Source organism: Tannerella sp. (assembly GCF_052170195.1).
Classification (GTDB): Bacteria; Bacteroidota; Bacteroidia; order Bacteroidales; family Tannerellaceae; genus Tannerella.
The window spans coordinates 14,999-34,638 of record NZ_JBQNAZ010000021.1 but is presented as its reverse complement, the minus strand read 5'-3'; the positions used below and the strand labels follow the sequence as shown (position 1 = coordinate 34,638).

The window sequence follows — 19,640 nt, the reverse complement described above, 5'->3', positions numbered from 1 at the left end:
GGTCGTCCGTCATAGAAAAACCGGGCATACGTCCGGTTTTTTTGTGCCCGTCCGTTTCTGTTTTCAAAATATATCGTACATTTGTGTATTGTTAAAAAAGACAAGACACCATGGACAAAAAAATCATGATCTCCGACCTCTTCCACAAATCGTGGAAAAGTCTGTGGGCCCAGATCTGGGTACTGAGCGGACTGTTAATCGGCTACGCAATCATCAGCATGTTGCTTCAAGCCTTTATCCCGAGGCCTGCCAACGGCACTCTCAGTATCGCCGGGACGGTCATCGTGCTGATCGGTCTGTTTATCTCGCTGATCTTCGAATTGGGATACACGAAAAACCTTTTTCAGGCGATCGACGGTGAAGAGCCGCAGTTCTCTTCCTACGGACAGATGAGTCGCAAAATCTTCGTGTATTTCGCGGCTAAGCTCATCTACGGACTTATTGTTTGCGCGGGACTGTTGCTGCTCATCGTGCCGGGCATTTATTTAGCCATCCGCCTGCAGTTTTATTACATGGCGATCGTAGAAGAAGACGCGGGTATCCTCGACTCGCTCAGGCGAAGTTGGGAGATCACACGCGGTTCGACGCTGAAACTTGTTCTGCTCATGCTCGTCCAAGTCGGCGTCATGCTGGCCGGATTCGCCTTGTTTCTGATCGGCATCTTCGTGGCGCTGCCGCTGTGCGGACTGATGAGTTGCTACGCATTTCGCCGGTTGACGGTATCGACCACTTCATAAAATCAAGATACATCATGAATCATTTATTCAGTATAAAAGACAGAGTCATCGTCCTGACAGGAGGCTACGGCATACTGGGACGTTGCATCGCCAAACATTTGGCGCGCGAAGGAGCGAAGGTCGCTATCCTCGGACGGAACGCCGAGAAGGGCAACCGGTTGAAAGAAGAGGTGCGCAAGCTCGGAGGCATGGCCATGTTTCACGCGGCCGACGTCATGCGCCGCGAACAGCTCGAAGAAAGCCGGCAAGCCATCGTGCAAGCATTCGGAAGCATCGACGTGCTGATCAATCTGGCAGGAGGAAATATGCCGGGCGCTACGATCGCGCCGGATCAGACGTTTTTCGATCTCGACCTCGACGCTTTCAGGCAAGTCATCGACCTGAACCTGTTCGGTACGGTACTCCCGACGATGGTATTTGCCGAAACTATGGTCGAGCAAAAGAAAGGAAGCATCATCAATATCTCGTCCGAGGCATCGCTGCGACCGCTTACGCGCGTACTGGGCTACGGATGCGCCAAGGCCGCCGTCAATAACTTCACCCGGTATCTGGCCACCGAGCTGGCTACGAAATTCGGCGAGGGACTGCGGGTGAACGCCATCGCGCCAGGGTTCTTCCTGACCGAACAGAACCGCACGCTGATGACCAACGCCGACGGTACCCCGACGGAGCGTTGCCAACGTATCGTCGCACACACGCCTTACGGCCGACTGGGCAAGCCCGAAGAGCTGTTGGGCACGGTACAGTGGCTGGCAGCCGACGCGTCGGCTTTCGTGACGGGCACGGTGATACCCGTCGATGGCGGATTCGACGCTTTTTCGATTTAATCGCACACATGCACCTTTAAAATACATACCATCATGACAAAGAAACAATGGTCGCTCGTCGTACCGACGAGCATGGGGGTACGGCTGACACCCGCCGCGCAGGGACAACCGTTTCATACGAGCCATTCCATGTTGATGCAGGCTACGAGCGCCGAGACGAACGTGGCGACGGTGGCCGCATCGCTCGGACTGCCGGTCAAAGCGCTGACGACGTTCGTCGAAGGCAGCCCCGTGGCGCAATTTATCAAAGCCGATCTGCGCAGCCGCGGCATCGCCTGCGAGGGGCGCGAAGTGCCACAGGGCGGACCGTGGGGCTTGCGTCATCAGATCAATATGGCCGACAGCGGCTTTGGCGCGCGAGGACCACGCGTGTGGAACGACCGTAGCGGCGAAGTAGGCCGCACGCTGAACGTGCGCGATTTCGACCTCGACCGTCTGTTCGGGCGCGAAGGTGTGGAGATGCTCCACCTTTCGGGACTGATCGCGGCGCTGTCCGACCAAACGGGCGAATTTTGCCTCGAGCTGGCGCGCGCGGCCAAACAGCACGGCACACGGATCTCGTTCGACCTGAATTACCGCGCCTCGTTCTGGGAAGGACGCGAGCGCGCGCTGCGCGACGTCTTCACCCGGATCGCATCCGTGGCCGACATCCTCGCAGGTAACGAAGAAGACTTCCAACTCTGCCTCGGCATCGACGGGCCGGAGACCGGCGGGAAGAACGTCGGCACCCAAACGGAGCGTTTCAAAGAAATGATCCGGAACGTGAAGCGAACGTTTTCCGGCGCCTCGGTTTTCGCGACGACCTTGCGCGAAGTGTCGGACGCGAACCATCATCTGTGGGGCGCCATCATGCTCGCGGGCGATGAGTGGCACTACGTAGAGCCGCGCCCGATCCGGGTGCTCGACCGCATCGGCGGAGGCGACGGCTTTGTAGGAGGTCTGCTCTACGGCATCCTCCGAAATTGGGAGCCGCGACAGTGGATACGCTTCGGATGGGCTACCGGCGCGCTGGCCGTAACCTCGCTCACCGACTATGCTCAACCGGCCGACGAAGCACAGGTATGGAGCATCTGGGAAGGAAACGCGCGGGTGATGCGATAAGCATACCCGCGTCCGCGACACTTTTTCAAAACGATACGAACGATGATATACTACGAACAGGGAGTGCCGGATAAAGCATTCGGTCATGACGAACTGAGGCAGGCCGTGGTTTCGATCCTCGACCGGCTGGGCGAACGACGCAAAGTATTGGCCATCCCGCCCGACTTTACCCGCTTCCACTCGCGGGCGGGCGAACTGACACGCTACATCTACGCGTATTACGGCGAACGCCTGACGGACATTCTTCCCGCCATCGGCACGCATTTTCCGATGACGGACGGGGAGATCGCGAAAATGTTCCCCGGCATCCCCCGCTCGCTCTTTCGCGTGCATGACTGGCGCAACGACGTGGTACATATCGGTACCGTGCCGGCCGACTACGTCGGCGAGGTATCGGGCGGCGTAGCCCGCTATCCCATGCCCATGCAGGTGAACCGCATGCTCCTCGAAGGCGGGTACGACCTGATCCTTTCCATCGGGCAGGTGGTGCCGCACGAAGTGATCGGGATGGCGAACTACAACAAGAACCTGCTCGTTGGCACAGGAGGCGCCGAAGGCATCCACAAGAGCCACTTTATCGGCGCGGCATACGGCATGGAGCGTATCATGGGACGCGCCGACACCCCCGTGCGCCGCGTGCTCAACTACGCCTCCGAACATTTCATCCGCCACCTGCCCGTCGTCTATCTGCAAACCGTTATTTCGGCCGGGAACGATGGTCTGCAAATGCGCGGACTCTTCGCAGGCGACGATGCCGAATGCTTTGAAAAAGCCGCCGCCCTCTCGTTACAAACAAACTTCACCATGCTCGACCGCGAGATACACAAAGCCGTCGTCTACCTCGATCCCGAAGAATTTCGCAGTACGTGGGTCGGCAACAAAAGCATCTATCGCACGCGCATGGCCATGGCCGACGGCGGCGAACTGATCATCCTCGCCCCCGGTGTACGGCAGTTCGGCGAAGACGCGGACAACGACACGCTGATCCGCCGGTACGGCTACGTCGCCACGCCGCAGGTGCTGCGGTATGTCGAAGAAAACGAAGAACTGCGACAAGCACTCGGCGTGGCCGCCCATCTGATTCACGGCACATCGGAAGGACGATTCCGCATCACCTACTGCCCCGGACACCTGACACGCCGCGAAATCGAAAGCGTAGGCTTCGGGTATGCCGACCTCGACGCCATGACGCGGAAATATCCCCCGCACACCCTGCGCGAAGGCTGGAACACCGTCGACGGCGAAGAAATCTACTACATTTCCAATCCTGCGCTCGGTCTTTGGGCCTATCGGAAAAGATTTGAAAACACCTGATAAAACTCAATCATAGAAACAGTGTAACTGAGTATGTGGAGATAGGATACAAAAAGAAAGGCAGGAAAAAGAACATTCGCGTTCTTCTCCTGCCTTGTTTTTGTTGATTCACCGACTCCTTCGTTTGCCGGAGACGGCGAATACAACATTCTTAAAACATACTGCTTATTTCATTTTCTTCATCTTCGCTACCGGAAGGTAAATCTGGAATCCCACGTTCAGCGAAAGTCCGTGTACGCTACCGGAGCCGAACTGTCCGTTATAAAGCGCCAACGCTTCTACCGCCACATGCTCGTTGAGGAAATATGCATACCCCGGTCCGAAGTTGATGTTGAACCCAGCATCTGCATTCTTAATTCCAGATACTCCGACACCTGCTTCAGCAAACCAGCGTCCTTGTTTCAGCAGCGTATCGAATTCTTTCGGTCCGAAATAATAACGTCCAAAACCGTTCACACCGTAATTATACGTCGTATTACCACCTCTTTGACCGGTAAAACCTGCGTCCAACTTGGCACCGATTGCAATATTGTCCTCAATAAAATACCCCAGACGAGGTGTCAAATTAATGGTGAAGTTGCTTCCGCTACCCAGTCCGAAACCGATATTTCCGATCGAACCTCCTACCAGCACGCTACCTTTTTGAAGCTGCGCCGTTGCTGCTCCTAACGAGCAGGCCAAAATAAATAATGTACTGAATAAAATCTTTTTCATCTGTCAAATAATGTTTTGTTTTTATACTTCTCCTACTCTGTTTTCTGAATGGCTTTTCGGAATCCGCCGGCACAAAAATAGAAGAATCGAACAAATTTTATTTACAGACCGACATTAAAATACCTTTTTTTATTGATTTCTTTCATTTTTTCAGAAGATGCTTTCCGACACTAAATCATTCAGAGTTCAACGATTCCTCTGCCCTGACGGACGATGGAGAACGGCTCCTGCGTACAGTCTACCACAGTCGATCCTTCGGTGCGGCCGTAGCCTCCGTCGATCACAATATCTACCTGCCCGGCATATTTTTCTTCCATCAGTTCGGGATCGGTAAGGTATTCCGGCTCATCGTCGCTCTCGCGATCATAGACCGACATCGAAAGCAACGGATTGCCCAGCGCGTCGGCCAGCTCGTGCACAATCGGGTTGTCGGGGATGCGAATGCCCACCTCCTTGCGGCTTTTGTAAATCTTCGGCAGCTCGCCGCTCGTGGGCAGGATAAACGTAAAAGGGCCGGGCAGACAACGTTTCATCAGTTTGAAAGCATGGTTGCTGATGCGCGCGTATTCGCTGGCGGACGATAAGTCCGGGCAAATGATCGAGAGGTTACTTTTTTGCGGATTGACGCCCTTGATACGGCAAATCTTTTCTACCGCACGCACATCGAACGCGTCGCAGCCCATCGCGTAGAGCGTATCGGTGGGATAAATCACCAATCCGCCGTCGCGCAACACATCTACCACCTTATCGATCTCTTTCCGGTTCGGATGATCGGGATAAATCTTCAGCAGCATAAAAACAGGTTATTTCCGGTATAAAGAATATCAACTTCGTACAGACGACGAAGCGTTATTTTTTGATCAGGTTCATAAATTCTTCGCGCGTTCGGGCCTGCTGAAACGAGCCGGTAAAGTCGGACGTCGTGGTCAACGAGTTCTGCTTTTCCACGCCGCGCATCTGCATGCACATGTGCTGCGCCTCGATAACGACCATCACACCCAGCGGGTTCAACGTCTTCTGAATACATTCTTTGATCTGAAGCGTCATACGCTCCTGTATCTGCAAACGATGCGCAAAAATATCGACTACGCGCGGAATCTTGCTCAGCCCCGTGATGTAATGATTCGGGATGTAGGCCACATGTACCTTGCCGAAGAAAGGTAACATGTGATGCTCGCAGAGCGAAAAAAAGTCGATGTCCTTGACGATGACCATCTGCTTGTAATCTTCTTCCTCAAACATGGCCGAAGCCAGCACTGCCTCCGGGTCTTCATCATATCCTTTCAGCAGAAACTGCATAGCCTTAGCCACTCGCATAGGCGTTTTCTTCAATCCTTCACGGTCTGTATCTTCGCCCAACAGTTCAATGATTTGGCGATAATGATCGCTCAATTGCCGGCGTACTTCCAACAATGCTTCCGTCTCTTTTTTCATATTCATCGAACAGGAATACGGATTTCTTCCTTCGTAATAAACATCTCTTTACGGAACGAGGGAAAAGCCCCGACCAGCTTTTGCATCATACGGAAGGCTTCTTCGTACGAAAGATAGTCCCCTACACGAAGTCGCCAGAAAGGCGCCGTGTACGACACATACGTCGGCACATCCGAAAACTGGTTCTTGATCTGCTGTTCCTTGCCGAAGGCTTCATCTTTCGAACTGCGCTGATTGTTTCCGGAAAAGATCTGGATGCGATAGCCGGCCGAAACAAGATACTTCCTGCCGTTCACTTCTTCGGTACGGTCCGAATCCATCGGACGCCCGATCATCTGACGGATGGCCGGTGACTGGTGAATCGTCACCGTGCCCCGACCCGGAACATTCCGCGTCAGGGCATCGACGATGGAGTCCTGCGCCGTCAACATACTGCTGACGCACCCTAGAAGCCCCAATATAAACACATAACGTTTCATAAGCCTTGTTGAAAAGCAAACCGGGCTTGTGCCGTTATCTTTCAAACGCCTCGATGATGGGCATGAATTTCTCGACTTCGAGCGATGCTCCGCCAATCAACCCGCCGTCTACGTCGGGGTTGGCAAACAGTTCTTTCGCATTGCCCGCATTGCAACTTCCGCCATACAGGATGGACGTGTTGTCAGCTACTTCCTGACCGTATTGCTGTGCAACAGTGCGGCGGATGTGCGCATGTATCTCCTGTGCCTGCTCAGCCGTCGCCGTTTTGCCCGTTCCGATGGCCCATACCGGCTCGTATGCCAATACGAGCTTGCCGAAATCTTCGGCCGAAAGGTCAAACAACGATTCGCGAACCTGCGCATCGACTACCTCGAAATGCTTACCGGCCTCGCGCTCTTCGAGCACCTCGCCGATGCAGAAAATCGGCGTCAGATTATGTGCCAGCGCCAGCTTCACTTTCTCTTTCAGTATCTCGGGAGTCTCATGATAATATGCGCGACGCTCCGAATGACCGAGAATCACGTATTTTGCACCCGTCGAAGCGACCATCGCGGCCGACACTTCGCCCGTGAAAGCTCCTTTTTCTTTATCGGCGCAGTTCTCTGCCGCCACCCCGATCTTCATCGTGTCGATGGCCGAAACGATACTTGCCAGATGCGTGAACGGCACGCCTACAATCACTTCGCAGTGTACGGTTTTTCCCTTCAGGGCAGTATTCAAACCTTTGGCCAGCGCCAATCCTTCGGGCAGGGTGGTATTCATCTTCCAGTTCCCTGCAACAATATTCTTCCTCATTTGTTCAGTCTGTTAATTATATGTATTTTTTATTCCTCGATATCTACGGTTTCGGAGATAATCGTATATCCAAACCAGCAGCAAAGGTAATACAAAAGCTGCAATTACGGATAACCAAAGGTTATGATCCGTCCGGTTTTCCATACGTTTATCGTTCAAGTATCCGTTTATCACGGTGTCTAATTCATCCTCGCCGGGGATGTCGTTATGATGCCATTTGGCCAGAATCGTACCTTCGCGAAGCAATACCATCCCCGGATTCGAGCGGATGATGGTCTTGAGCAGCACCTCGTCGGCTGTCAGGAAAGGATAATCGGCGCCCGTATGCTTCACCCACTCGGCGATGTGTCCGTCGGACGAGCCTGTTACGCCGTAGAAAGTCAGCTTATGCTCCATGGCGTAATCATACGCATGGTTGATCTCGTCAATATGTTCGTTGCTTGCCTCTTCCAGCCGGTGAGCCACAAGCAGCATGACGATACCCGACCGAGTGAAAAGCTCGTCGGCGACGTTCTCCCCCTGCTCGTTAAACAGTCCGAATGAGCTGACTTTCGGCACGAATCCCGGCTTAACAAGTCGTGCATCGACGTACGTCCATGTAGAATCATCGGCCGGAGCGTCTTCCAATTTAAATTCTTTCGTTTCGCCGTTCTTTTCGTAGATAAATACGTATTCATCTTGCGGCGCATCGGGCGGAATTTCCATCAGCTCCGGAATATTCGCTCCTACTTTGTACGGACGAAAATCGGTAATCGGCAAATGATTGTAATTCCAATAACAGAAACCGAGACAGAAGAGGTACGAAAAAAGCCCAACAAACCAATACGACCGATACGTATAGAACGATGTCAATTGCTTGTAATACATCCATGCAAAGATGGCTGCCGCAAGCAGAACGAGGTTTTTACAGAATGTCTGCCAGTTCGTAATGATCCATGCGTCGCCGAAACATCCGCAATCGGGCACGGGATTGAAGACGGCCAGATAAAGCGTGAGCGGCGTCATGAAACTCATGAAGATCAACACGCCGAGTGTCGCCAGCTTGCGGTAAACAGCCGTCAACATACACACGCCGAGCATAAACTCGACAGCAATCATATTGAACGACAGGAGCAACTCGAACCACTCACCGTATCCCATGCCAAACGAGGCGAGATACTCCCCGATCTTGATGGCGGTACCCATCGGGTCTATCGCTTTGACCGTGCCGGAAAAGATAAATGTCACGCCCAATAAAACGCGACAGCATTCCGCGATCGTTTTTATGAGAAATCGCTTAGGCATCTTCCCCGAAAGTCAGTTTGATCAATCCGAACAAAGCGTAATTCACCATATCCATATAATTGGAAGCGATCCCTTCCGAAGCGATCACCTTTCCGTCGTTGTCTTCGATTTCCTTCACCCGATTGAGTTTCGTCAGAATAAAATCGGTATACGAAGTGATACGCATACCCCGCCATGCCTCGTCATAATCGTGGTTCTTGGCATACATCAGCGTTTGAATTTCTTTCAGGTGCGCATCATAAAGCTCCAAAGCCCGGCGCGCGTCAATATCGCACGTATCGACAGCCCCCAGCTCAAGCTGTATCAAGCCGATCACACCGTAATTCACAATAGCGATAAATTCGGGCCTGATGCCTTCGCCCACCTTACTCACTTTCTTCATCTCAAGACTCCGGATACGCTTGGCCTTGATGAAAAGCTGATCGGTAATCGACTCGGGACGCATGATACGCCACGAGGGACTGTAGTCCGACAACTTAGCCTGAAAGACATCCCGGCACTCTTTGATTACCGCTTCAAATTGTTGTTTCGTATCTGCCATAACCCAACTTTATATAAAGTCAACGTGCCAATTACGGAAGATATTGTATCGTCAGTAATTGGCACATTGTGCTCAAACCATTTATTTTCTCTTCATGAACAACGCAGCGAACGTCCGATCTTCAGTACAGTCGTTTTTTGTATCTTATTCAATGTGCATAGTTGTTCCACACTCACCCCGTGACGACGTGCGATAGCCCCTAAGGTATCGCCTTTCCTCACCTGATGATAAACCGGTGCTTTCCGATGTGTGGTACTCTTTGACTTTTTTGCGGCTGCGACATTCGGCCGATCAGAAGCAACCGTTTGCTTGCCTTCCATCACCGAGTTATCTTTCTGTGCTACGTTCTCCGCTCCCGGGATATCACCTTCCGATACCTGATCTTCGGTATGTTCTGCCATAGTAATTTCTTCTGTCTCTTCTTTCACCACATGCTTTGCACTATGCTTTGCCGCCCGGTAGCAAATCTCCTGCCCTTCATGCAAAGGGTCTGTCGGACGGATATTGTTCAACTTGCAAAGCGCATCGACCGTCATGCCGTGTTGACGTGCAATCGAATAGAGGGTCTCGCTCTTCCGTACTTGATGATAAACAGGCTTTTCTTCTTTTACAGCGACTATTTCATCCGCTACCGTTTGTTGTACCGGTTTCAGTTGTGTTGCTTTTTTCGAAACTCTTGCCGATGTTTTCCCGCAACGGAGCGTTTGTCCGACACGCAGCACAGATTTTTTTTTCAATCCGTTCAAACGACACAACTCCGCAACGGAAAGACCATGTTTCCGTGCAATAATTCCTAAAGACTCACCTTTCCTTACACGGTGATAAACGATATGTTCAGATGTTGAAGTATAGAGATTATGTCGGTTACGATAAGCGTTTTTATGAAAAACGTAGAAGTCTTGATGAGGAACGCCGTTGTCGAAGTCGATGATGTGGCTGGGGTCAATAGCTTCTCCGAGGAAGCGTGTTTCAAAGTGAAGATGAGGGCCTGTAGAGCGACCTGTATTTCCGCCGAGAGCAATGGGTTGTCCTGCTTTGACGATCTCATTTTCGGCAACTAGAAATTTCGACAGATGACCATAAATCGTTTCGAGACCGTTAGGATGGCGAATTACCAGATAATACCCGTAACCGCGACGTTCAAAGCTTTTGATTCGTACTTTCCCACTGAATGCACTGCGAATCGTATCGCCAACATAGACTTTCAAGTCGATTCCGCGGTGCATTCGGCGACGGCGTGGGCCGTATTTAGAAGTAACTTTCAACTCATTGTCAATGGGTATTACAAAGGTAGAGCAATCGATCCTGAACGAATCCGGCATAGCAATATCTCTGGTGCGGAAAGGATTTACCCAACACGTATCCCAATTGGATTGATATAATTCATCAGCCGGAAAAAGGAGGTTCTCTGCTTCAATCAATTCTTCTTGCGTTGCAAACGTAACAGGTTCCAATTCTCCCGTTACGATCTTTTTCTTTGTTACATCCACTCGATCAGCAATAAGTTCTGAAGCCTTCCGATCTATCCTGGGAGTTTTTAATACAGCCGGGCGTTCCTGTTTTTGCTCATGTTGCTTCTTCCCCCATGGCAACTGTCCGTAAACTCCAGTCGAAAAAAGGGCAAAGCCACATAAAATGCTTACATGTCGTAGTATAGTCATAGTTTATTCACTTCGTTTTTCAACAAAAAGTGTCCAAAGGTCTATATTTTCAGTCTACCGACCAAAAAAAATTATCCCAAAACCATGATAAACAGACAAAAATACATTTTTATCACACCATAACCCATTTAAATACAACATCATACAAAACAAACATGTTTTATAACATATCTCAAAACTTGCACGAATTAAGTTCAAACTTTCGCATTTACCTGAAGAATTCTTTTTCTTTGCATATTATATTGCATAATATAAATGGTAATGTAGCAAAGCAACAAAGCTGTTAAAGTATAAAAAAGGAACACGAAATACGATACTTGTACGACCTGCTACATTACCTCTTTTAATGCTTTACTACTTATTAATTAATAAGCGCTATGATACTCTATACAAAAATCAATATCCCTCGCTCTCCTGTCCGTTTGGCATACGAGCACAGGGCAATATTATTCGGTTCCTGCTTTGCCGAATCGATCGGACGACGTTTATCCGACAGTCTGTTTCGTGTGGAGATCAATCCTTTCGGTACACTTTATAACCCTGCTTCGGTAGCTATGGCTATTGAACGACTGATAGAGGGAATGACATTCACGTCCGACGATCTGTTTCAGCATGAAGGCTTATACCATAGTTTCTTTCATCACAGCTCTTTTTCGTCCGCATCGGCCGATGACTGCCTGCAACAGATAAACGACCGACTGCAACAGGCTACGGTTATGTTATCGTCGGCCGACCGTATCATCGTAACTTGGGGGACGGCCTACGTCTATCGTTTAAAAGAAACAAGGCAAACGGTGGCTAATTGCCATAAACTTCCGGAAAAATATTTCGAGCGGGCACGCCTCTCGGTCGAGGAGATCGTTTCACTGTGGGAACCGCTGATAGCGAAGTTACAGAAAAAATATCCGTCCCTGCAATGGTTGTTTACGGTCAGTCCGATTCGGCACTGGCGAGACGGAGCACACGAAAACCAATTAAGTAAAGCGACCTTACACCTTGCTGTCGAAGCATTGCAAGAACGCTTTCCGGTACAGACCGCTTATTTCCCCGCCTACGAACTGATGATGGATGAGTTGCGGGACTATCGTTTTTATGCCGACGATATGTGTCATCCGTCACCAACAGCTATCCAATACATTTGGGAGCGTTTTGTCGAAGTATGCATGGATGAGCCTGCACGTTGTCTGCTAAAGGAAGCAGAGGAGATTCGCAAAGCACTCAATCATCTGCCGTTTAATCCGCAGAGCGAGGCATACCGGCGATTCCTGACACAAACTTTGTTAAAAATAGACCGTTTCAATGAGAAAATGCCCTACCTTTGTTTCAAGCAAGAACGAAAAGATATAGAACGACTGCAAACCGAACAATAATGATGAAGTATAAGATTCAAGAGATTGCCAAAATAATTGGCGCAACAAACCGCACCCTGAACGACAGTATGATCGATCGACTGCTGATCGACAGCCGTATGTTGTCGTTCCCGGAATCGACCCTGTTTTTTGCGTTGAAAACTCAGACCAACGACGGACACCGATATATCCCCGAGCTATACCGGCTGGGCGTGCGTAGCTTTGTTGTCAATCATGAGCCGCCGGAAACACGGATGATGCCTGATGCCAATTTCTTGATCGTCCCGAACGTGCTCACAGCGATGCAAATGCTGGCGGCACATCACCGCAAGCAATTCGAGATACCGGTCATCGGTGTTACAGGGAGTAACGGTAAGACCATCGTCAAGGAGTTGCTTTACCAATTGCTTCATACGGATTTCAACATTGTCCGTTCACCTCGCAGTTATAACTCGCAGCTCGGCGTGCCGCTCTCCGTATGGCAGATGGACGACAAGCATACGTTGGGCATCTTCGAAGCGGGTATCTCACAGCCGGACGAGATGGAGAAGCTGCAACGCATCATTCGTCCGACGATCGGCATGATCACGAATATCGGAGAAGCACATCAGGAGAATTTCGCTTCATCGACTCAAAAATGTATGGAGAAATTATCGCTGTTCAGCGATTGCGATATCGTAATCTACAATGCCGACGATGAGTTTATCGCGCACACGCTCGACAAGGCGTGCCTCTCGCATAAGGCCGTAGGCTGGAGCCGTAAAGATTCGGATGCGCCGTTATACATTGAGAGAATACACAAAAAACAGTCTTCGACCGAAATCCACTGTGTGATGCTGAATCTGGAACAAACGTATGAAATTCCGTTTACCGACGACGCTTCGATCGAAGATGTGATTCACTGCATCGCCCTGATGCTGTATCTGAAACCGACGTCACTCAGAAACAGAAAGGTTTTTGCGGGACTGGAGCCGGTGGCCATGCGGTTGGAAGTGAAAGAAGGCATCAACGGATGTCAGCTGATTAACGATACGTACAATTCCGATATTAATTCGCTGGATATCGCGCTCGATTTTCAGCAGAGCCGCCGTGCCGAAAAAGACCTGAAAACGACCGTGATTCTTTCGGACATTCTGCAATCAGGCATGCTGCCCAAATCATTATACAAAAAAGTCGCAGAGCTGTTCCGCCGTAAGAAAGTAGACCGTATCATCGGGATCGGCCGCGACATGAAGGAATACGGCTCTGCATTCGAGATGCGCGAAAGCGAGTTCTACCTGACAACCGACGAATTTATTCATTCTCCTTCGATGAAAACCTTCCACGACGAGTTGATTCTGCTGAAAGGTTCACGTGCCTTCCATTTCGAGCGCATCACGGAGCTGTTAGAAAAAAAGGTGCATGAAACGGTGCTTGAGGTAAACTTGGATGCGGTAGTGCACAACTTCAACCATTTCCGTTCAAAACTGCACCGCGACACGAAGATGGTTTGCATGGTCAAAGCCTTCGGGTATGGCGCCGGTTCGTATGAGGTGGCGAAGACATTGCAGGAACATCGTTGCGATTATCTGGCCGTGGCGGTGGCCGACGAGGGCGAGGCGCTGCGCAAAGAAGGAATCTCCATTCCGATCATCGTGATGGATCCGGAATTTAGCAGTTTCAATGTCTTGTTCGAGCGTCAACTGGAGCCGGAGGTGTACAGCTTCCGCCTGCTGGATGCCCTGATGAAAGAAGCCGGACGACGCGGAATCACCTCCTACCCTATTCATATTAAAATCGACACGGGCATGCACCGGCTGGGCTTTCGTCCGTCGGATGTGCGGGAGATTTGCCAACGGCTGGAACAACAAAGTTCACTCGTCGTGCGCTCCGTTTTTTCGCATCTGGTCGGGAGCGACTCGCCCGAACACGACGAATTTACACGGGGACAGATACGCCTCTTCACACAATCGGCCGAAGCCTTGGAAGCAGGATTAGGTTATCCGGTACTCAAACATATTCTCAATTCGGCCGGTATCGAACGTTTCACCGGACATCAGATGGATATGGTTCGCCTCGGTATCTCGCTTTACGGCATCAGCGCCTCGGTCAGCGAGGCGAAGAAGTTACAGCCGGTCAGTTCACTCAAAACAACGATTCTGCAAATCCGCGATGTACCGGCAGGCGATTCGATCGGTTACAGCCGCAAGACATACGCCCAACGCGATTTACGGGTGGCTATTCTTCCCATCGGCTATGCCGACGGTCTTGACCGTCATCTGAGCAACGGGGTGGGCGAAGTCGTTATCAACGGGACGCGCTGCCCGATTGTCGGAAATATCTGCATGGATATTTGCATGGTCGACGTTACGGATGCCGATGCGCAGGAAGGCGACACGGCGATTATCTTCGGTTCCCAACTTCCGGTGACCGAAATTGCCGACAAGCTGGACACGATTCCTTACGAGATTCTGACATCCATCTCGCCGCGTGTCAAGAGGATTTACTATCGCGAATAACGATTCTCCGTCATAGCGGAAGTCATCATCTTCTGCCATTGGCGGTAGCCGAAGACAGGCACAATAGAATAAACAACGTAGGTGACGGCTGTCGGGGTCATTCCTTTCCAGAAATAAAGGGTGGCGGAGACGGCATTCACAATGAGCCAAAACCACCATTGTTCAATATATTTCTGTGCGAGCATCCACATGGCCACGATGCTGAGCGCCGTCGTAAACGCATCGCCGAGAGGCACAGGGCTGTCGGTAAACCGGATCAGCACCCATGCGATCAGGGCGAACAACGCACAAAAAACAGCCAGCAGTTTCGGCCAGTAAGTCTTGGGAGTATACCGTATGGCCACTCCCAAGACTGCCGTTTCACCGGATCGAAGGCTTTTCTGTTTGAGGGCAGCCTCGCTTTTCCACCACCGGAACCAGCCGTAAGCGCTTGCCACGAGGTAGTAGATGTTGATCCCCATGTCGGCATAGAACTTATTAACAAAATAGATATAGATATAGAAAAGAGGGATTACGACCCCTACCGGCCACAGCCAGATGCTGGCTTTATATTCCAGCCACAGATAGATCAGCATGATCGCGGCTGCAACGATTTCAATCAATTCATATCCCATGTTGTTACGTAAAAAAGTTTCTACGTTCTTAGTCATACGGCGTCCGGACGGCGGAACAGCATATTCTTCGCTTAAAATTTCAGTGTTACACGTGCCATCATATTCGTTCCGGCCTGTGCGAAGTACCCGGAATCGGTCATACGTTTACCATCGAGGATATAGCTGTATGTCCAGCCGTTCGTTTCGTACATTTCGTTAAAGAGGTTGCGGATATTCAAGTCGAGTCCGATCTCTTTCATGAAACGGGGACGGAACGTGTATCCGATACGCAGGTCGTTCACAAAATACGGATCCAAACTGCGCAGACGCGATGAGGTATTGTCAAGATACTGCCGACCGACATACGACGACATGAAAGCTGCCGAGAAGCCCCTCCAATGGAAGGCGAAGGTACTTCCAAACGTCAGGTTCGGAGAAAAAGCAATATCGGTCGTACCGAGACTTTGGGAGGTTTGAGGCAAGTCTTTCCCGTTGGCGTCGTATGTATTGACATACTCCGTAAAGTTGCGGATTTTGTTACTGCTCAACGTCAAGTGTCCGTTCCAGTCGAGCCACGATGCTACTTCTACGCCGCCACTCCACTCGACTCCTATCCGGTAGCTGTCTTTGATGTTCGAGGTCAGCTGCTCGCCGATTTCACTGATTTTACCGGTAAGGATTAACTGATTGTCGTAATCCATATAGTACAGGTTCAGACCGACACGGAAGATGCTTCCCGTGTACTGATAGCCGGCTTCGTAGTCGTAAAGCGTCTCGTAGGTAGGCTGTGCCGAAGGACCGTTCTCGGTGAAGTTATCGCGGTTCGGCTCGCGATGTGCCACGGCGAACGAAGCATAAGCATGATGACCGTTTCGCTCGAATGAAAGCCCGGCTTTCGGATTGAAGAATGAGAAGGTCTTCTTTACACGTACCTTATCGCCGGCTTTATCATCGCTTCCGTTGATTTGGTAATCAATGCCGCGATATTGCAGGTCGGCATAGGCGCTTAGCGAAGGCAGGAAGCGATAGGTCGCTTTCACATAAGCGTTATAGTCGAGTTTCTCGCCACGGTTGCGGTAATATTCGTGGTTGGGTTTGGGCAGTGCGGCTGAGGTCTTAACCCACATGACACGTCCGAAGTGATCGCCGATGTAATTGTTGGCCGATGCACCGAAAGAAGCCTGCAACCGGTCGTGCGTATAATTCATGCGGAACAATGCCCCGTAAAAATCGTTTCTCAACCATTTACGTCGAACAAGATCGGTTTTCTTGTGAATCTCACCCTTGGCATCTACATAGTTGTCGAGCTTGTACGATGCGTACTTCGCACCGGCCTTGTAGTCTTCGTAATATCCTTTCCCGTCGGTATAGTGCAGCGTTACGTTCAGGTTCAGTCGGTCACTGAGACGTTGCGTAGCGAGCAAGTGATAATGATGCTGCCAATAGTTATCCGTCTGGTTATCGTAGAATTTCGTTTCGCCGTTCTCCTTATAGGCCCCGCAACTGTTGTAACGACGGTTTGTTTTAAGTTTGGCCGAATCAACCCCATACCATGCCTGATAAGTCACTTCGCTGCTGCCGAAAGTCTGGAACTTGATCATTGTTCCGCCGTTGTAATATGCAGCCGAGCCGTAATACGAATTCATATCCGCCCGGGCGCGTTCGATATACCCGTCGGTCTGCACATTCGAATAGCGCGCATCGAACACGAAATGCTCCCAAAGCAGTCCCGTCCCGCCGCAGAAAGTGTTCGTAAATGTCCCGAAACTGCCGGCCGACGAAACGACTTCGAGGTACGGTTTGAGCGATGGACGTTGAGTCTGCATCGAGACAGTCGCGCCGAAAGCGGCCGCACCATTGGTCGAGGTGCCTGCTCCGCGTTGAATCTGAATATTTTCGACCGACGAAGCGAAATCGGGCATGTTCACCCAAAAGACCCCGTGACTCTCCGAATCGTTGACAGGTACACCGTCGACCGTAAAATTGATCCGGTTAGCATCCGTACCGCGCACCCGCATGGATGCGTAGCCTATGCCATTCCCACCGTCGGAAGTAACAACGACCGAAGGTGTCTGCATAAATAAATAGGGCAACGACTGCCCGGTATTGTTGGCCCTGAGTTCCGCCGCCGACACATTGCGAAACGCCACGGGCGTCTCTTTCCGCGCCTGCACGGCCGAGACAACCACCTCGTTCAGCTCATACACACTTGTCGAATCGACCCTTTCCTGGGCCATCACCGATACGCCGGACAACAATAAGCCGGCTACTCCATAACAAATCTTCCTCATTTTCTTTTCGTTTTAAATAAAATGGGGAGCTACGAAATATACAGAAAAAAAGAGACAAAAAAACCTACATCTTCCTACGCCGGCATTACCCGGATCAGGTGTAAGGGTATGATCTCAGCCTGTAAAAGTAAGGCACCCCTGTTATATAAATTCGGAGGCAAAGGTAATCATTTTTATCATCAGACGTTCATCTAACCCGGATTTTTCGGGAGCTGACGCATCAAAACCCGATTGAGGACGAAATGCGGTACGAGACGAAGATAATGAGAAATATGCGCGGAAACTTCCGTGCATCGACGGAAGACTTAGCGAGTTTCGCGGAAACTTCCGTCCGTTGCCGGAAATCTTAATGAACCGTGCGGAGACTTCCGTGCATCGACGGAAGACTTAGCGAGTTTCGCGGAGACTTCCGTCCGTTGTCGGAAATCTTAATGAACCGTGCGGAGACTTCCGTGCATCGACGAAAAGCTTAGCGAGTTTCGCGGAGACTTCCGGAGGCATCCTTACAAAGGCGCTATTTCTCTCTATTTTCAGCCATCTCAACGAGTCGTTCGGAGCGCTGCATGACCGATCGCCTCCAGAAAGTCTTTATTCTTTTCTACCGGCGCTTTAATCAGTTCCGGAACATTATACGTGTACGTAAACGTGTCGTAAAACTCCGGATCTTTCTGCGGAAGCAGAAAAGGTTTTCCGGCACGTCCGGTACGACGGTCGAATGCAGCCAGATAAGGACGCGCCCAAAGTCCGTCCATACGTTTACTGCTAAAAACAAACCAATCGCCCGACGAGGCCCACGTATGATAACTGTCCACATCGTTGCTGTTCACTTCGTCAAGCACACGTATCGCTCCGTTTTGCAAATCCATCAGATACAAGTCGCTTTCAGGATGCCAGATCGAGAAGTTCCCGTAATCGAACTGCGTAAACATCAAATATCGTCCGTCGGGCGAAACACGCGGAAAAGAAACGGAACGACCGAAAGCAGACGCCTGATAGACGCATTCAAGATCGTACAGGCGTTCCTCTTTTTCGTCGAAACGAATGCGATACAAGTCGTACCGGATACTGTCGAGGGGCATTGCGGGAGCATACGCTGCCGCACGACAAAAATAAAGCGTTGTTCCGTCGGGCGACCAAGCAGGAAAAGTCTCCATATAGTCCCGCGTATAAACGAGTGAGTCGGTGAACATCCTTCGGGTCTGCGTATCGTAAAGCACCAAATCGGCATCGAGGTCGGACACTTCAATCGGTTTCTTGCCCGAAGCGTGAAAGAACTGCTGGATCTCATTCATCGAAAAAGCGATGTAACGTCCTTGCGGATGCCAGACCGGATACGTCGCCCCGTTTTTATACCCTTCCGGTTTGAGGTTCACCTTCTCGGTCTGTCCGTTACGACGAATCAGCGTCCCTCCTTGCTTTCCGCGGATATGCAGCATCATCGTCGCAGGTGAGTTGAGAGTGAACGAATGGCAGTTCACACATTGTTTGCCGAAGTCGCGGTTTTCCAGCAGCGGAGTCTCCTTATACGAAGTCAAATCGCGCTGATAGATTCCCATTTCGTTCCACAATTCATATCCGGGATACAGAAGACGATAAACGAGAAAAGGGTCTATCGGATGCTCGGATACGGTGTTGATAATATCCGCATAGCGTATCCACTTTTCTTCTTTCAGCAAACTGATACGAAAGAAAATCTGCTTGCCCTGTGCCTCTTTCAGCAGACTTTTCCATTTTTTTCCCGGGATATGCACCGTCGGATCTTTACTACGAATGAGGATCGTCACGTTTTCCGCACAACCGATCTCCGTCTGATAAGCCTCCGCCGTATCACGGATGACGAAATTGGGCGGAGCTATATTGATGGGAAAGGTAACGCCGGCATAATCGGGATATATCTTCGGCTGTGCTTCACGATGTGCTTCGGGAGCATGATAGGAAACGCATCCGGCAAGCACGCAAGCAATCAGCAACAGAAAGTATGCAAGAGATCGAGTATTCATATCGATTGTTTCTAAATTTGT

The 19,640-nt window shown here is 50.7% G+C and carries 17 protein-coding genes and 1 riboswitch; of the genes, 6 read left to right on the top strand and 11 right to left on the bottom strand.

Annotated elements, in window-relative coordinates; all coding sequences use genetic code 11:
• Nucleotides 1–110: 110 nt before the first annotated feature.
• Genes ACTTKA_RS07320 through ACTTKA_RS07305 form a run of 4 tightly spaced genes read left to right on the top strand, consistent with a single transcriptional unit; the run spans nucleotide 111 to nucleotide 3,979 of the window.
• Nucleotides 111–737 carry a hypothetical protein gene (locus ACTTKA_RS07320; protein WP_442713806.1) on the top strand — a complete coding sequence of 209 codons (627 nt, stop codon included), beginning with the start codon at nucleotides 111–113 and terminating at the stop codon, nucleotides 735–737.
• A gap of 14 nt (nucleotides 738–751) precedes the next feature.
• Nucleotides 752–1,564, top strand: coding sequence for an SDR family oxidoreductase (locus ACTTKA_RS07315; protein WP_442724520.1), 813 nt, complete (start codon nucleotides 752–754; stop codon nucleotides 1,562–1,564).
• Between the two features lie 33 nt (nucleotides 1,565–1,597).
• Nucleotides 1,598–2,665, top strand: coding sequence for a sugar kinase (locus ACTTKA_RS07310; RefSeq protein ID WP_442724519.1), 1,068 nt, complete (start codon nucleotides 1,598–1,600; stop codon nucleotides 2,663–2,665).
• Nucleotides 2,666–2,707: 42 nt separating this feature from the next.
• Nucleotides 2,708–3,979 (top strand): lactate racemase domain-containing protein, encoded by a 1,272-nt coding sequence (locus tag ACTTKA_RS07305; RefSeq protein ID WP_442724518.1) that lies wholly within the window; start codon nucleotides 2,708–2,710, stop codon nucleotides 3,977–3,979.
• Nucleotides 3,980–4,144: 165 nt separating this feature from the next.
• Here the strand turns inward: ACTTKA_RS07305 and ACTTKA_RS07300 are convergent, their stop codons facing one another.
• The 8 genes from ACTTKA_RS07300 to ACTTKA_RS07265 all read right to left on the bottom strand — a co-directional run bounded on the left by ACTTKA_RS07300 (nucleotide 4,145) and on the right by ACTTKA_RS07265 (nucleotide 10,717).
• Nucleotides 4,145–4,693 carry an outer membrane beta-barrel protein gene (locus ACTTKA_RS07300; RefSeq protein ID WP_442713802.1) on the bottom strand — a complete coding sequence of 183 codons (549 nt, stop codon included), beginning with the start codon at nucleotides 4,691–4,693 and terminating at the stop codon, nucleotides 4,145–4,147.
• A 179-nt stretch (nucleotides 4,694–4,872) separates the two neighbouring features.
• Nucleotides 4,873–5,487, bottom strand: coding sequence for an L-threonylcarbamoyladenylate synthase (locus tag ACTTKA_RS07295; RefSeq protein ID WP_442713801.1), 615 nt, complete (start codon nucleotides 5,485–5,487; stop codon nucleotides 4,873–4,875).
• A 55-nt stretch (nucleotides 5,488–5,542) separates the two neighbouring features.
• Nucleotides 5,543–6,127 carry a GTP cyclohydrolase I FolE gene (gene folE / locus ACTTKA_RS07290; protein WP_075589091.1) on the bottom strand — a complete coding sequence of 195 codons (585 nt, stop codon included), beginning with the start codon at nucleotides 6,125–6,127 and terminating at the stop codon, nucleotides 5,543–5,545.
• A gap of 2 nt (nucleotides 6,128–6,129) precedes the next feature.
• Entirely contained in the window at nucleotides 6,130–6,606 is a 477-nt protein-coding gene (locus ACTTKA_RS07285) for an SPOR domain-containing protein (protein WP_075589083.1), read from the bottom strand.
• Nucleotides 6,607–6,640: 34 nt separating this feature from the next.
• Complete coding sequence (gene tpiA, locus ACTTKA_RS07280) at nucleotides 6,641–7,402, bottom strand: triose-phosphate isomerase (protein WP_442724517.1); 762 nt, start codon at nucleotides 7,400–7,402, stop codon at nucleotides 6,641–6,643.
• Between the two features lie 12 nt (nucleotides 7,403–7,414).
• Nucleotides 7,415–8,686 carry a BT_3928 family protein gene (locus tag ACTTKA_RS07275; protein ID WP_442724516.1) on the bottom strand — a complete coding sequence of 424 codons (1,272 nt, stop codon included), beginning with the start codon at nucleotides 8,684–8,686 and terminating at the stop codon, nucleotides 7,415–7,417.
• Entirely contained in the window at nucleotides 8,679–9,227 is a 549-nt protein-coding gene (locus ACTTKA_RS07270; protein WP_442724515.1) for a DUF1599 domain-containing protein, read from the bottom strand. Before ACTTKA_RS07270 ends, ACTTKA_RS07275 begins: the two co-directional genes overlap by 8 nt.
• A 92-nt stretch (nucleotides 9,228–9,319) precedes the next feature.
• On the bottom strand, nucleotides 9,320–10,717 hold the full coding sequence (locus ACTTKA_RS07265) for a LysM peptidoglycan-binding domain-containing protein (RefSeq protein WP_442724514.1): 1,398 nt from the start codon (nucleotides 10,715–10,717) through the stop codon (nucleotides 9,320–9,322).
• Nucleotides 10,718–11,265: 548 nt separating this feature from the next.
• On the opposite strand from ACTTKA_RS07265, the gene ACTTKA_RS07260 reads away from it, so the two are divergent.
• Together ACTTKA_RS07260 and ACTTKA_RS07255 are read left to right on the top strand one after the other, a co-directional pair.
• Nucleotides 11,266–12,258 carry a GSCFA domain-containing protein gene (locus tag ACTTKA_RS07260; protein ID WP_442724513.1) on the top strand — a complete coding sequence of 331 codons (993 nt, stop codon included), beginning with the start codon at nucleotides 11,266–11,268 and terminating at the stop codon, nucleotides 12,256–12,258.
• 2 nt (nucleotides 12,259–12,260) lie between these two features.
• Nucleotides 12,261–14,735, top strand: coding sequence for a bifunctional UDP-N-acetylmuramoyl-tripeptide:D-alanyl-D-alanine ligase/alanine racemase (locus ACTTKA_RS07255; RefSeq protein ID WP_442724528.1), 2,475 nt, complete (start codon nucleotides 12,261–12,263; stop codon nucleotides 14,733–14,735).
• On the opposite strand, the gene pnuC is transcribed toward ACTTKA_RS07255, so the two are convergent.
• The 3 genes from pnuC to ACTTKA_RS07240 form a co-directional block, all read right to left on the bottom strand.
• Nucleotides 14,723–15,385: a nicotinamide riboside transporter PnuC gene (gene pnuC / locus ACTTKA_RS07250; RefSeq protein ID WP_442724512.1), complete on the bottom strand. Its 663-nt coding sequence runs from the start codon at nucleotides 15,383–15,385 to the stop codon at nucleotides 14,723–14,725. The two genes, ACTTKA_RS07255 and pnuC, sit on opposite strands and share 13 nt — an antisense overlap.
• A gap of 35 nt (nucleotides 15,386–15,420) precedes the next feature.
• Entirely contained in the window at nucleotides 15,421–17,619 is a 2,199-nt protein-coding gene (locus ACTTKA_RS07245; protein ID WP_442724511.1) for a TonB-dependent receptor, read from the bottom strand.
• A gap of 54 nt (nucleotides 17,620–17,673) precedes the next feature.
• Nucleotides 17,674–17,769: riboswitch (TPP riboswitch) on the bottom strand.
• 389 nt (nucleotides 17,770–18,158) lie between these two features.
• Nucleotides 18,159–19,619: a TolB family protein gene (locus tag ACTTKA_RS07240; RefSeq protein ID WP_442724510.1), complete on the bottom strand. Its 1,461-nt coding sequence runs from the start codon at nucleotides 19,617–19,619 to the stop codon at nucleotides 18,159–18,161.
• Nucleotides 19,620–19,640 lie beyond the last annotated feature (21 nt).